The sequence below is a fragment of the Sphingomonas sp. CFBP 8760 genome (assembly GCF_014841615.1).
Classification (GTDB): Bacteria; Pseudomonadota; Alphaproteobacteria; order Sphingomonadales; family Sphingomonadaceae; genus Sphingomonas.
This window is the reverse complement of the sequence record NZ_JACYUG010000003.1, coordinates 142982-157473: the sequence shown is the minus strand read 5'-3', so window position 1 is coordinate 157473 and position 14492 is coordinate 142982. Positions and strand designations below refer to the sequence as shown.

General features: G+C 69.1%; 7 protein-coding genes. 1 reads left to right on the top strand and 6 read right to left on the bottom strand.

Translation table 11 applies throughout. The annotated features are described in order from the left end of the window. Positions 1-127: 127 nt before the first annotated feature. Positions 128-2743 carry a TonB-dependent receptor gene (locus IFT82_RS05540; protein ID WP_192125503.1) on the bottom strand — a complete coding sequence of 872 codons (2616 nt, stop codon included), beginning with the start codon at positions 2741-2743 and terminating at the stop codon, positions 128-130. Between the two features lie 61 nt (positions 2744-2804). Continuing rightward, the gene (locus tag IFT82_RS05535; RefSeq protein WP_342355056.1) at positions 2805-3857 is read right to left on the bottom strand and encodes a YihY/virulence factor BrkB family protein; all 1053 of its coding nucleotides are present in this window, start codon (positions 3855-3857) and stop codon (positions 2805-2807) included. A 155-nt stretch (positions 3858-4012) separates the two neighbouring features. Between IFT82_RS05535 and IFT82_RS05530 the strand changes: the two genes are divergently transcribed. Continuing rightward, positions 4013-5956: an AI-2E family transporter gene (locus IFT82_RS05530; RefSeq protein ID WP_192125318.1), complete on the top strand. Its 1944-nt coding sequence runs from the start codon at positions 4013-4015 to the stop codon at positions 5954-5956. 97 nt (positions 5957-6053) lie between these two features. Here IFT82_RS05530 and treY read toward each other — a convergent pair whose 3' ends face one another. Genes treY through glgX form a run of 4 tightly spaced genes read right to left on the bottom strand, consistent with a single transcriptional unit; the run spans position 6054 to position 14225 of the window. Then, a complete protein-coding gene (treY, locus tag IFT82_RS05525; RefSeq protein ID WP_192125316.1) occupies positions 6054-8444 on the bottom strand; it encodes a malto-oligosyltrehalose synthase in 2391 nt (796 codons plus the stop codon). Next, positions 8441-10423: a 4-alpha-glucanotransferase gene (gene malQ / locus IFT82_RS05520; protein ID WP_192125314.1), complete on the bottom strand. Its 1983-nt coding sequence runs from the start codon at positions 10421-10423 to the stop codon at positions 8441-8443. Before malQ ends, treY begins: the two co-directional genes overlap by 4 nt. Beyond that, positions 10420-12129, bottom strand: coding sequence for a malto-oligosyltrehalose trehalohydrolase (gene treZ / locus IFT82_RS05515; protein WP_192125312.1), 1710 nt, complete (start codon positions 12127-12129; stop codon positions 10420-10422). The genes malQ and treZ overlap by 4 nt, the downstream gene beginning before the upstream one ends. Continuing rightward, positions 12126-14225 (bottom strand): glycogen debranching protein GlgX, encoded by a 2100-nt coding sequence (gene glgX, locus IFT82_RS05510; RefSeq protein WP_192125310.1) that lies wholly within the window; start codon positions 14223-14225, stop codon positions 12126-12128. The genes treZ and glgX overlap by 4 nt, the downstream gene beginning before the upstream one ends. Between the last annotated feature and the right edge of the window lie 267 nt (positions 14226-14492).

Sequence of the window (14492 nt, the reverse complement as noted above, 5' to 3'; positions counted from 1 at the left end):
AGCAATCCAGAGCCCAGCGCGTGACGCCCTAGATTGCTTCGCTACGCTCGCAATGACGGCAGGGTGGGTTTCACGTCATCATGCCCTGGATTGCCTCACCACGCTCGCGATGACGGCTTCCAAGCGGTCAGAAGAACAGCTTGCGGATCGACAGCCGCACCGTGCGGCCGACCGGGTCCAGATAGTCGGGCTGGTAGCTGACCGGCGTCGTGCCGGTGCCGTCGGTCACGCGCTGGCGCTGGTTGAACACGTTGCTGACCTCGAACGCCACGCGGGCGCCGCGCAGCCACGGGTGCGCCCGCACCCAGTCGATCCGCCCGCCGAAATCGACGAAGAACCGCAGATTGGCGGTCGTCAGGTCGGAAAAGCGCAGGTCGTCGGTGCTCGCCAGCGTCCGCACCTCGGTCGGGCTGCGGTAATTCACCGAGAGTCGGACACCCAGCCCGTTGTTGGTGTAGCCCGCCTGCCCTTCCAGTTCGTGTCGCGGCTGGCCGCCCGTCGCGGTGATCGCATCGCCGTTCAACAGGTCGAGCGACGGGCCGTTCTCCGCGATCAGCACGCGGTTGGTGATATGCCAGGTGTGATAGACGGCGAAATTGAGCCGTCCGCCACCACCCCCGGCACCGCGGCCGCCAAAGCCACCCGGGCCACGCGGCGCGCCGGCACCGCCGCCCGGGGGTGCCGGCCGCTCGCCACCCGCTGCGTTGGCCACCGGTGGCGCGCCCTCCGGCCGCCGCGCCCCGCCGGGCGGGGTCATGCCGGCGAACGGATTGGGACCGGTGCCGGCGCGGAACGCCGCCAGTTCGCGCTGCACCTTCGACTGGAGCGGCTTCGAGAAGTTGAAGCCCCAGCGCAGTTCGGATTCGTTCAGCCGCGCGAAGTTGATCGGCCGCGTGTCGAGCCGCAGCAACTGACCCGACGCATCGCGCACCACCCGATCCGGAAACGCCTGCTCGATCGAGGCGATCGCGGCGGGAAAGTTGCGCACCGCATCGTCGGTCTTGGTCCGCGTATAGCTGGCGGTCAGGACGAGATCACGCTGCGTCCATGGCTTCAGCGTCAGCCCCAGCCGCTCGATGTGCCGCTCGTTGCTCGATAGCAGCGGGTTGCCGCCGCTGATCGTCGTCACCGTCGCGGTGGTGCCGCGGACATAGTCGAACACGCGGGCGTTGGGGGTGATGACGGTCGGCCCGCCCAGTTGCTGCGCGGTCGGCGCCTGTTCCTGATCGGTGACCGATCCGATCAGCCGCAGCCCCTCGATCGGCGACCAGTTGAGCCCGTAGCCGGTGCTGACCAGCGTGCCGAAATCCGACAGCCGGTCGACGCCCAGGTTGAGGTTCGCGGACAGCGAGCCGAGCGCCTCCAGCCCGCCACGCGTGCGGTTGGCGATCGGCAGGTCGATATTGGCCTGCCCGTTGACGATATCGCGCGAGATGCTGCCGGTGGTCGTCGTGCCCAGCCGGGTCGATCGTGAATCGAACTCGCTGGTGCTGGCGCCGATCCGGAAACTGGTCGACACCGATCCCGCCGGCAGTTCGAACAGCGTGCCGTTGACCAGCATGTCGCCGCCGCCCTGCGACGACACCGATCGTGCCCGGTTCTGCAACAACGGCCCGAACAGACCGGCGGTGGCGACGGTGCGGGGATCGAGCGTGGGGTCGAGTGCGGTCAGCCGCGTCTGGACGGCGGTCGTATCCAGCCCGGTATCGGTACGGGTCCGGGTCTCGTCCCGGTCGTAGTTGCCGGTGAACGACCAGCGCCACCGCCCGAATTCACCGTTCAGCGTCGTACCCAGATGCGCGGTCACGCCGGTACGGCGCTGGCGGAGCGGATCGGCATCCTCGACCCGGCGCGTCACCGTGCCCGCCGCGAACGGGCCGCCGGCCGGCACCGTCAACGACACCACCGGCAGGCCGAACAACCCGGTCGATTCGGTCGCCTCGATACTGCCGTTGATCGAGGCGGAGGTGCCGAGGAACGGGCGCGCATAGACGCCATTGACGTTGAGGTTGCGGCTTTGCGGCGACAGGGTGCGGAATGCGCGCTGATCGAACCCGGGGTTGGCGGAATCGTCGCTGGTCGCGGCGAGGATATCGCGCTGCGATTCCAGCAGCGACGAACTCTGCTGATATTCCAGGTGCAGGTTGGTGCGGACGTCGTTGCGGATACGCAGCAGGTCCATCTCCGCCTCGGGTGTGTTGCGCCCGCCATCGGTCGACTGACGGTCGGCCGCTTCGGCGGTCAATGCGCGGAACCGGCGGCGGAGCACGAAATTCACCACGCGCTGGTCGGCCTGATAGCCGTATTTCAGCGCGACCTCCTCGGGCAGGATCTCGACGCGCTGGATCGCCTCGGTCGGGATGTCGCGGATCTCGCGGAAGCCGGAGATGCGCTTGCCGTTCAGCAGCACCACGGGCGGGCCGCCCCGGCCGCTGCGGGTCTGCGGCTCCAGTTCGGCCAGCAGGTCGCTGACCGAACTGACGCCGTAGGAGCGGATGTCCGCCGCGTTCAGGGTCTGGTCGGGCGGGATATCGCCGACCACCGATCCTGCCTGGCGGGTGCCGGTGACGGTGATCTCCTCCTCGCCGCCCGCGTCCTCAGCCGTGCCGCCGCCGCTGTCGGTCGTGCCGGCGGTGGTCGCCGGCGTCGCGTCCTGCGCAGTGGCCGGCGTACCGGGCGCCTGTTGCGCCATCGCCGCCACCGGCATCACGCCCGCCGCCACCATCAACCCGATCGCCTTCATCACGTCTCTCTCCCTGATGGAGCGAGCCGCTATCAGGCAATTGTCGCACAATTGTGCCGGATCAGCGTTTTCCGCGCCAGCCAAGCGCGATCGCGGTGCCGATCAGCGCGACGCCGATCACCCTGCCGCCGCGAAACGCCGCCAGCCCCGCCACGCCGATCCAGACCGGCGAGATCGGAGTGGACGGGCGCGACGCACCCGCCGCATCGTTCGCCACCGTCGCACCGCGTTCGCCCGGCGGACGCGCGGGGCCGGTGGTGGTGTCGACATCGGTCTGTCGTTCCAGTTCGGAATTGAGCTCCGCCCCCAGCAGGAAGACATAGGCGGACAGCGACAGCCAGGTCAGCATCACCACGATCGCACCCAGCGATCCGTAGGTCGCGTCGTAACTGCCGAAATTGGCGACGTAGAATCCGAACCCCACCGTCATCGCGATCCAGATCAGCGTTGCCCCCACCGATCCCGGCGTCAGCCATGCCCATTTCGCATGTGCCCGGTCGGGACCGTAGCGATAGAGCGTCGCCGCCCCCGCCGCGCCCAGACCCGCCAGGATCAGGTAGGAGACCAGCCGGGTCAGCACCAGCACCGCCGGCGGCGCACCGGGAATCAGCGAATCGAGGAACGCCATCATCGCCACCGACAGGATCGCCGCCAGCGCGACGACCACCGCGCCCAGCGTCACCCCCAGCGCCAGCAGCTTCTGCTTCACGAAGCCGCGATCCTCATGCTCCTCATACGCGACGTTCAATGCGGTCACGACCGCCTCCGCCCCGCGCATCGCGCCGTACAGCGCCAGCCCCAGCGCCAGGACCAGGCCGAAGCCCTTGGCGTCCTTCGACGTGGTCACGACCTGCAACAGCTGCTCGCCGATCATCGCCGCCACCTGCCGCGGCATCACCCCGGTCAGCGTCGCGACGTTGGCGCTGACGGTCGAGGGATCGGCGACGATGCCGTAGATCAGCACGATCGCCCCCAGCAGCGGCACGATCGACAGGAAGGCGTAGAAGGCGACGCCCGCCGCGATCAGGCCGATATTGTCCTCCCCCGCCTCGCGCCAGGTCCGCATGAGGATCGCCTTCCACCCCTTGGCGGGGATCGCCCAGGGGTTGTGCACGGCATGGCCCGGCTCCCGTGCCGCACCGCTGGTCCCATCATCTGCCGCTCTCGGCGTTTCGTTCGTCATGCTTCCGGAACGACCGGGTCGCAGCCGACGTTCCGACCGATGAAGCCCGATCGAATCGTCGACGCGACTTCGAAGGGGACTGCCACATGGCCAAGGCCGATCAAACACTTATCGCCCCGACGCGGCGACCGGGGCCGGCGCAGGTCACGCCCGCGCAGGTGCCGGGGCGCGACGGCCTGCTCGGGCTGGCGGTGGGCGTGGTGGTGATCGCCGGGCTGTTCTTCGCCAAGGACGTGCTGATCCCGATCACGCTGGCGATCCTGCTGTCGTTCGTCCTGTCGCCCATCGTCGCCGCGCTGCGCCGCCTGCGCGCGCCCAAGGCGCTGGCGGTGATGGTGTCGGTACTGGTCGCGCTGGGGCTGCTCGGCGGAGTCGGCACGATCGTCGGGATGCAGGGCGCCTCGCTGGTCGGCGACGCGCCGCGCTATGCCCGCACGATCAGCGACAAGATCGACGGCGCCAAGAAATTCGCCGCCGACCGCGCCGCCTTCTTCACGCACGACCGGTCCCCCGCCGCCGCGCCGGTCGCCGGCCCGCCCCAGACCAATACCGAACGCGTGCTGGCCAGCCGCGCCCGCGCGCCGGTGCCCGTCCGCATCGCGGAGGAACAGCCCGATGCCCTGAACGTCGCCGGGCAGGTGCTGGGGCCGGTGCTGGCCCCGTTCGAGACGTTCGTGATCGTGCTGGTCGTCGCGATCTTCATCCTGATGCAGAAGGAGGACCTGCGCGACCGCCTGATCCGCGTGTTCGGATCGTCGGACCTGCACCGCACCACGCTGGCGATGGACGATGCCGGCGCGCGATTGAGCAAGTATTTCCTGTCGCAGCTGGCGGTGAACGCCAGCTTCGGCACCGTGATCGCGATCGGGCTGTGGGCGATCGGGCTGCCGGTGCCCGCGTTATGGGGTATCCTTGCGGGCATCCTGCGCTTCGTGCCCTATATCGGCGCGCTGCTCGGCGCGGCGCTGCCGCTGGCGCTGGCGGCGGGGGTCGATCCCGGCTGGGGCATGGTGATCGCGGTGGCGATCCTGTTCGCGGTGGTCGAGCCGCTGGTCGGTTATGTGGTCGAGCCGCTGCTCTATGGCCACTCGACCGGGCTGTCGCCGCTGTCGGTGGTGGTGGCGGCGGTGTTCTGGACCTGGATATGGGGGCCGGTCGGCCTCGTCCTGTCGATGCCGCTGACGCTGTGCCTCGTGGTGCTGGGCCGGCATGTGCCCGCGCTGGAATTCGTCGACATCCTGCTCGGCGACCAGCCCGCGCTCACCCCGGTCGAAAGCTTCTATCAGCGGATGCTCGCCGCCGATCCGGAGGAGGCGCTGGAACAGGCCGAGGCGCTGCTGACCGACCGTTCGCTGACCACCTATTATGACGAGGTGGCGCTGGGCGGCCTGAAGCTGGCGGCGGAGGATGCCCGGCGCGGCGCGATCGATCATGACGGGGCGAAGCGGATCGTGGGATCGATGCTGACGGTGATCGCCGAACTGGAGGAGCATGACGACGGCGCGGCCACCACCGCCACCCCCGCCCGATCGCTCCATCCGATGCCGCAGCCGCGCGGGATGGCGGACGACACGGCCCCCGCCGGGCCGATGCCCGATGCGCCGGACGACTGGCGCGATCCGCGCAGCATCGTGTGCATCGCCGGGCGCGGCGTGCTGGACGATGCGGTCACCGCGATGCTGGCGCAGTTGCTCGGCCGGCGTGGCTTCGGGGTGCGGCGGGTGCCCCATGCCGCCGCCGGCCGCGATGCCACCGAGCGGGTCGACCTGACCGGCGCACGGCTGATCTGCCTGTCCTATCTGGAGATCGGCGGCACCCCCAGCCACCTGCGCTACCTGATCCGCCGCCTGCGCCGCGAAGCGCCCGACGCCGCGATCCTCGTCGGCCTATGGCCCGAAGGCGAGGCCGCGCTGACCGAGGACCAGATTCAACGCGCGCTGGGGGCGGACGCCTATGTCGGCACGCTCGGCCACGCGGTGGAGAAGGCGCTGACGGTGGCGGGCCGACCGGTAGAGCAGGCAGCGGCGTAGCGCCTGTCGCTACCTCCGTCATCGCGAGCGTAGCGAAGCAATCCAGTGTTCCGCGCGGGTCCCTGGATTGCTTCGCTACGCTCGCAATGACGGAACGTTAGAGGATACGCGCCGCCACGGTCCGGTCGCCGAACAGCGCCGCGATCGAGGTTGCCTCGCCCTCGACATCAAGCGCCGTGTCGCCCCACCAACCGGCTTCCGTCATCGTCGCCAGCCGCAGTCCCACCGCGACCAGCAGCCGCTCGTCACCGGCCGTGCGGACGAAGGCGAGGACATGCCCGGCCCGCTCGCCCGATACCGCCAACGGCCGGTAGTCACCTTCGGCGAACACCGCCGGATGCGCGCGGCGCAGCGCCAGCAACTCCGCCAGCAGCGCCAGCTTCGGCGATCCGCCATCCGCCAGTGCCCGTTCGCGCGCGGCATAGTCCACCGGCCGCCGGTTGTCGGGATCGACGAGGCTGAGGTCGGGCATCTCCGTCCCCTGATAGGTATCGGGCACGCCCGGCACGGTCAGCCGCAACGTCATCTGCGCCAGCGTGTTCGCGCGCGCTGCCGCTTCGGTTGCATCATGCAGTTCGGCCAGATCGGCAAGGAAAGCCGCCGATCGCGCCGGATCGAGCAGCGTTTCGGTCAGGGTCTTGCACCGCGCCTCATACTCCTCCTGCGGCGCTTCCCATGACGAGCGCAGCTTGCCCTCGCGCAGCGCCTTTTCCTGCCATGCGTTGACGCGCTCGGCGAACGCCGACAGCCCGGCGGCATCGTCGGTCGCCAGCCCTTCCGGCCACGCGCCGTACAGCGTCTGATAAAGCATGTACGCATCCGCCGGGTCGACGCCCTCCAGTGCAGCCGCTGCCAGTTCGTTCCAGCGCGCGACATGCGACTGCCACAAATCCGGCACCTCACTCAGCACCGCCAGCCTTGCGCGCACATCCTCGCCTCGTTTGTGATCGTGCGTCGCGGTGGCGAGCAGCGCGCTCGGCCAGTCCCGCGCCCGCGCCGCCATCGCCTCGTGGAACCCGTCGATCCCGCGCGCGAAGACGGTGGCGTCGAAGCCGACATCGTTGCGCGACAGCAACCGGCCGTACCGGTAGAAGGCGGTATCCTCCACGCCCTTCGCCGCGACGGGGGCGGACAGTTGCTGGAAGCGGCGCACCGCCTCCGCCGCCAGATCGCGGTCGCCCGGTCCCTCGCCCGCCAGCCAGGCCAGCACCGCGTCGACCACGAATTCCTCGCCCGGCGGGATCAGCGCATCGACCCGCTCACGCGCCTTGGCCCGGATCGCGGCATCGCTGGCCGGCGCGGAATCGCCCAGTCCGTAGGTGCGATAGACCGGGAACACCCATAGCAGCCGCTCGGTCGCGCGGCGCAGCATCGCCTCGGTCAGGACATTGTGGGGATCGCTGTCGGCCAGTTTCACGAAGGCGCGGACGCACCCACGCAACTGCCCCTCGAACTGCCACGCCAGTTCGTCCTGCCGCGCCTGCAATTCCTCCGGTTCGAACGTCGCCGACCGGCCGCTCAGCGCGGCCCAGGCGGTCGCCAGCGGTTCCTCGCCCGCGGGATCGTGGAGCAGCCCTGCGACCTCCTCCATGAAATCATAGCCGCTGGTGCCATCGACGCCCCAGTCGGTCGCCAGCGGCTCGCCCGCGCCAAGGATCTTCTCGATCCAGATGATCGCGGGTACGCCGTCCGGGCGCGGCATCGCCTCGAACCGGGCGCGCAGGCGGCGGCAATAGCCGACCGGGTCGGTCAGCCCGTCGACATGATCGATGCGGACGCCGTCGATCAGCCCTTCGCGCCACAGGCGGAAATACAACTCGTGGGTGCGCTCGAACACCGCCTCGTTGCCGACGCGCACGCCCGCCAATTCGTTGACGGTGAAGAAACGCCGCCAGTTGAGTTCGTCGTCGGCGGTGCGCCACCACGCCAGCCGGTAATGCTGGCGATCGAGCAGCGCGACCAGTTCGTCGCCCTCGACCGCGTCGATGCCGTGATCCTCGGGCCGCAGCGGAAAGCGATGCTCGCCATAGGCGACGATCTCGTTCCCCTCGACCGCGATCGCGCCGTCCGCCAGCGCCTTGGGCAGCGGATCGCCCAGTACCGGCAGCACCACGGGGGTGCGCCAGTCGATGTCGAACACATCGGCGTGATCGCTGGCCTTGCCGCGTGCCAGCACGTCGTTCCACCACGCGTTCTCACCGCCCGCGACGCCCATATGATTGGGGACGATATCGATCACGACGCCCATGCCATGATCGCGCAAGGCGGCGACGAACGACCGGAACCCCGCCTCGCCGCCCAGTTCGAGGTTGATCGCGGTCGGATCGACCACATCGTAACCGTGCGTCGACCCCTTCGTCGCGGTGGTGACCGGCGACAGATAGGCGTGGCTGATGCCCAGTTTGTCCAGATAGGGCACGATCGCCGTCGCATCGGCGAAGGTGAAGTCCTTGTGCAGTTGCAACCGGTAGGTGGCGCGCGGAGTCATGCGGTTCTCGCTTGGTTGATCGTGGCGATCCGGGCGGCGACATCGTCGTGGCCCAGCAACTCGCCGGTGTCGGCGGGCATCCGCCGTCGCCAGTTGGGGTGTTCGTCGGTGGTGCCCGGCAAATTGGGCTGTTCGATCAGGCCCAGCACATCCTCCATCGGCACCACCGCGATCGCGCACGGGGTGACCCCGACGAAGCCGAGCGCGGCATCGGCCACGAGTGCGCCGTCGTCCGGATCGGGCTGCGGCTCGTGCGCCACGCCGGCGGCGACGAAGCCGTCCCACCAGCCGGTCCGCTCGCGCGCGCGCTGTTCGTCGGCATGGGCACGGCTTTCGCTGCGGGTCGAGCGGCCGAGTTCGTCGATCAGGTCGAGATCGCGCCCCCGCCACCAGCCGGCGACGGTCGACAGGTCGTGCGTGCCCGTCATCGCCGCCGCCTGCGCGTCATACGATGCGGGCGGTTTCAGCCGGTCGCCGTCGGTTTCGAACGGCATCACCCGCATCCCCAGCACGCCGCGCGCGTCCAGCCGGGGGCGGAACCCCTCCGGCACGGTGCCCAGATCCTCGCCAATCACGATCGCCCGCGCCGCCTGCGATTCGATCGCCAGCACACGCAGCATGTCGTCGATCGGATAGGAGAGGTACGCCCCCTCGCTGGCAGGCCGGCCGTCCGGCACCACCCACAGGCGTTGCAACCCCATCGCATGATCGATGCGGATGCCGCCGGCGTGGCGCACCGCCGACCGGATCGTCGCGATGAACGGCGCGAAGCCAGTACGTTGCAGCGCCTGCGGGGAGAAGCCGGTGATGCCCCAATTCTGTCCGTCCGGCCCCAGCAGGTCGGGCGGCGCGCCGATCGACAGACCGGTTATCAGGTCGTCGCGCCGGCTCCATGCATGGCTGCCACCCGCATCCATCCCCACCGCCAGATCGGCGATCAGCCCCAGCCGCATGCCCCTGTCCACCGCCGCCGCCTGCGCCTCGGCCAGACTGCGATCGGCCAGCCATTGGCAGAACAGGTAGAAATCGACATCCCCGGCATGATCCCGCGCGAAGGCGGCGACCGCCTCGCCGGCCGGATCGCGGAACGCAGCGGGCCAGTCCTGCCAGCCCCGCGCGCCCTGTCCGAAGAAATGCGCGTGCAGCGCATCGAAACGGGCATGGCGGACCAGTTCGTCGCCCCCCTCGACCGCGAACGCCGCCACCGCATCGCGGATCGCATCGGTCCGCGCATCGAAGGCGCGACGCAGATGCGCGACCCGCTGCGGGATCGCCGCCTGCCACTCGATCAGGTCGGGCGCGTCCTCGCCCGTGACGGGCAGGCCGACCAGCCCCGGATCGCCGTACAGGATGTTCAGGAACAGCCGGCTCGACGGCGCATAGGGGCTGAACCGGTCGGGATCGGCCGGGAACAGCGCGTGGAACGGGCTGATCGCCATCGCATCCGCCCCCGCCGCCGCAAAGGCGCGCGCGCTGTGGCCCAGCGTGCCGAAATCGCCGAACGCGGTATCGCGACCGTCGCGCAGCGCGGGGATCTGCACCGCCGGTCCCCACAGCCGCCGGCCGGGCGCGGCATCGCCGACCATGAAGCAGCGTGCCGGCGCCACCGCGACGGTCAGCGTGTGATCGCCGATCGTCAGCGTATGATAGCCGGGCCGGTCGATCGCGGGCAGCGCGCCCGCGATGATAACCGTACGCCGCTCGCCATCGTCCAGCACCAGTTCGCCGGTGCCGTCCATCCCGGTCAGCGGGATCGGCTCCCCGACATCGCCCGACACGAACGACGCCGCCCTGCCCGACCGGTCCGCCACCAGCCGGTCGCGTGCCTCGGTCAGACCCGCATCGCTGGCGGTGTCATGGCCCAGCGCGCGCAGCACGCCGGCCAGCGCATCGTCCGACACCCGCTGCGCCTGACCGCCGGCATCGGTCCAGTCGATCTGGAGACCCGCTTCGTGCGCGAGATCGTGGAGCGCGCTCATGCCGGGTCGATCCACGCGGCGGCGCTCGCCGCGTCGCCGGGGGTGCCGACCGCCGCGACCGGCTCATTCGCCGGCACGGTGATCGCCGTATCGCCCAGGTTCAGCGCGATCGTCAGCGTCGCGCCGTCCGCCAGCCGCCAGCGGGCGACCACCGCCGCCTCACCGACCGCCTCCGCGCCGATCGCCGTCGCACCCGCCAGATGCGGCACGATCCGCTCATGGCGCACCGCCAGCAGCCGCCGGTACAGCGCCTGCCACTCGGCGGCCTGCGGGCCTTCCTGTGCGCGGGAGCGATCGAACGTCGCCCGCGCATTGGGATCGGGAATCGCCTCGCGCTTGGCCGGATCGGCGAAGGCGGCGAACTTGGCGAACTCGCCCCGGCGGCCTTCGCGCACCGCATCCGCCAGTTCGTCATGGAAGTCGGTGAAGAACAGGAACGGCGATTCCGACCCCGTGGTGTCGCCCATGAACAGCAGCGGCACCTGCGGCGACAACAGCAGCAGCAATGTCGCCGCGCGCAGCTTCGCGGGCTCGGCCAGCAGCGTCAGCCGCTCGCCCAGCGCGCGGTTGCCGATCTGGTCGTGGTTTTGCAAAAACGACACGAACCGCGTCGGCGGCAGGTGCGCGGACGGGGTGCCGCGCGGCTTGCCGTCGTGATTGGGCGATCCCTCGCCCTGATAGATGAACCCTTCGGACAGGCACCGTGCCAGCCGCTCCGCCGGGCGTTCGGCGAAATCGGCGTAATAGGCATCGTCCTCGCCGGTCAGCAGGACGTGGAGGACGTTGTGGAAATCGTCGTTCCACTGCGCGTCGAACTTGCCCGCCGCCAGCCGGTCGGCGTCGTTGCTCTCGTTCTCCAGCACCAGATGCACCGGCCGCGTCACCCGCTCGCGGATTTCGGCCGCCATCGCATCGAGGAAACCGTTATTGGCGATGGCATGGACCGCATCGAAGCGCAGCCCGTCGATCCGGTAGTCCTCCAGCCACATCAGGGCGTTGTCGATGAAGAAGCGACGTGCCGGCTCCTCGTCCACCGCCACCGCGCCGCCCCACGGCGTCTTCACATCCGCGTGGAAGAAACCCTTGGCATATTCGCCCAGATAATTTCCGTCCGGCCCGAAGTGATTATACACCACGTCGAGGAATACCGAAATGCCCAGTTCGTGCGCCCGGTCGACCAGCGCGCGCAGATCGTCCGGCGTGCCGTAGCTTTCCGCCGGGGCATAGGGCAGCACGCCGTCATAGCCCCAGTTGCGGGTGCCCCCGAACGCGTTGACCGGCATCAGTTCGATCGCGGTGATACCCAGATCGACCAGCGCCGGCAGCCGCGCCGCCACGCCCGCGAAGCCGCCGAGCAGGCCGACATGGACCTCCTCGATCACCATCGCCTCCCAGGGCCGCCCCGCCCAGTCGTCGCTGCGCCAGCGATAACCGGCGGGGTCGACGACCACGCTCCAGCCGTTGACGCCGCCATCCTGCGCGCGCGACGCCGGGTCCGGCACCGCCAGATCGTCCGACAGGCGGAACCGGTACCGGGTGCCGGCCGGCGCGGCGGCAGCGACGGCGAACCAGCCGCCCTCGCCGCGCTCCATCGGCAGCGCGGCCGCATCGTCGATCTCCAGCGTCACCGCGTCGCGATCGGGCGCCCAGAGGCGGAATGTCGTCTGCCCCCCGGCCCCGGGTTCCGGCCCCCAGCGCATCGTCATTCGGCCTCCACCTTCCAGCAGATCAGCGCGGCGCCATGCGCGCCCAGTTCATATTCGTCCTCGAACGCCGTCTCGCCCTGATCGGGCTTCGTGCTGTCGATCAGCACGGTGCGCGTCGCATGCGGGGGCGGCAGGTGGAAAGTGATCGGATCGTCCGAGCCGTTGAGCAGCAGCGACACCGCCTCGATCTCGCCGCTGTCCAGCCTGATCGCACGGCGCATCAGCAGCGCGCGGCCTTCCGGGTTGTTCCAGTCGTCGGACGACAGGCTTTCGCCGCGTTCGTCCCACCATTCGATCGCGCCGATGCCCTGCCCCGGCGAGTCCCCGTCATAGAGGAACGACTTCGCCCGCAGCACGGGGAAACGCCGGCGCAATTCGGTCAGCCGGCAGGTGAAGTCGTAGAGCGACTTGCCCTCCGGCTTCTCCTTCTTCGACCAGTCGAGCCAGCTGATCTCGTCGTCATGGCAATAGGCGTTGTTGTTGCCGCCCTGCGACCGGCCGAATTCGTCGCCCGCGACCAGCATCGGCGTGCCGAGCGACGCGAACAGCGTCGTCAGCATCGACCGCTGCACGTCGCCGCGCGTCTTCAGGATGCCGGCATCCTCCGTCTCGCCCTCCGCGCCCCAGTTGCGCGAGTAGTTTTCGGAATGGCCGTCGCGATTGTCTTCCTTGTTGGCCTCGTTGTGGCGTTCCTCGTACGCGACGGTATCCGCCAGCGTGAAACCGTCATGCGCCGCCAGCAGGTTGACCGTCGCCCAGGGCCGCCGCGCGCGCCGGTCGAACAGGTCGCCCGATCCCGACAGCCGCGCCGCCAGATCGCCGCGCTGGCTGGGGTCGCCGCGCCAGAACTTGCGCACCGTGTCGCGGTACTTGTCGTTCCATTCCGCGAAGCCCGGCGGGAAATTGCCGAGCTGATAGCCGCCCGGCCCGATGTCCCACGGCTCGGTCGACAGCTTCAGCCGCCCCAGGATCGGGTCCTGCCGCAGCACGTCGAAGAACGCATGACCCGGATCGAAGCCGTTCTCCGTCCGCCCCAGCGTCAGCCCCAGATCGAACCGGAACCCGTCGATGCCGAAACTGGTCGCCCAGTAGCGCAGGCTGTCGGTAATCATCTGGATCACCCGCGCCTTGTCGGTGTTGATCGTGTTGCCGGTGCCGGTGTCGTTGATCGAATAGCGGGCGTTATCCTTGACCGCGCGGTAATAGGTGGCGTTGTCCAGCCCGCGCCACGACAGCGTCGGCCCCTTCTCCGATCCCTCGCAGGTATGGTTGTACACCACGTCGAGGATCACCTCGATTCCCGCCGCGTGCAGCTTGCGCACCGCGCGGCGCAGTTCGTCCTGACTGTCGGTCGCGAAATAGCTGGGTTCGGGCGCGAAGAACGCCAGCGTGTTGTAGCCCCAGTAATTGCGCAGACCCTTTTCCTGCAGGAACCGGTCCTGCGTGAACGCCTGGATCGGCAGCAGTTCCAGCGCGGTGACGCCCAGCTTCTTCAAATGCTCGATCACCTTGGGGTGGCCCAGCGCCTTGTAGGTGCCACGCTCCTGCGGAGGCACCAGTTCGAACAGCTTGGTCAGGCCCTTGACGTGCGCCTCGTACACCACGGTTTCCGACCACGGGGTGTTGGGCTTGCGATCGCCCGACCAGTCGAAATGGTCGTCGACCACCATCGCCTTGGGCATCGCGGGCGCGCTGTCGCGCTTGTCGAAGCTCAAATCCTCGCGCTTGTCCCTGACCTTGTAGCCATGGAGCGCATCATTCCATTTGATCTGGCCGACCAGCTTGCGCGCATAGGGATCGAGCAACAGCTTGTTGGGGTTGAAGCGATGCCCGTGCTCGGGCGCATACGGCCCATGCGCGCGGTAGCCATAGACCAGGCCGGGGCCGACATCGGGCAGGAAACCGTGCCACACCTCGTCGGTGCATTCGGGCAATTCCAGCCGCGTCAACTCGCGCTTGCCGGCGGCGTCGAAGATGCACAGTTCGATCTTCTCGGCATTGGCGGAGAAGACGGCGAAATTCACGCCCTCGCCCACGCAGGTGGCGCCGAGCGGATAGGGCGATCCGGCGTCGAGCCGGTCGGGCAGTGAACTCAAGACGGAACCCCTCGTTTGGATGCGAGAGGTCAACCGTCCGCCGGAGGCGGTGTTCCCGGTACGGACGGTTTATATGAACGGATGCTGCATTGCGGCATCGAAAGCGTGGCGATGCGCCGGGCGAGCGCGATGTTGCCGAAATGTTTCCCGGAAGAAACATTTCTCCGTCTATGAGCAACGGGACTATCGAACCGGGATCGCCCCCCCCCTTCTGCGTCATTGCGAGCGTAGCGAAGCAATCCAGTGGCGCCGCGCGGAACACTGCAT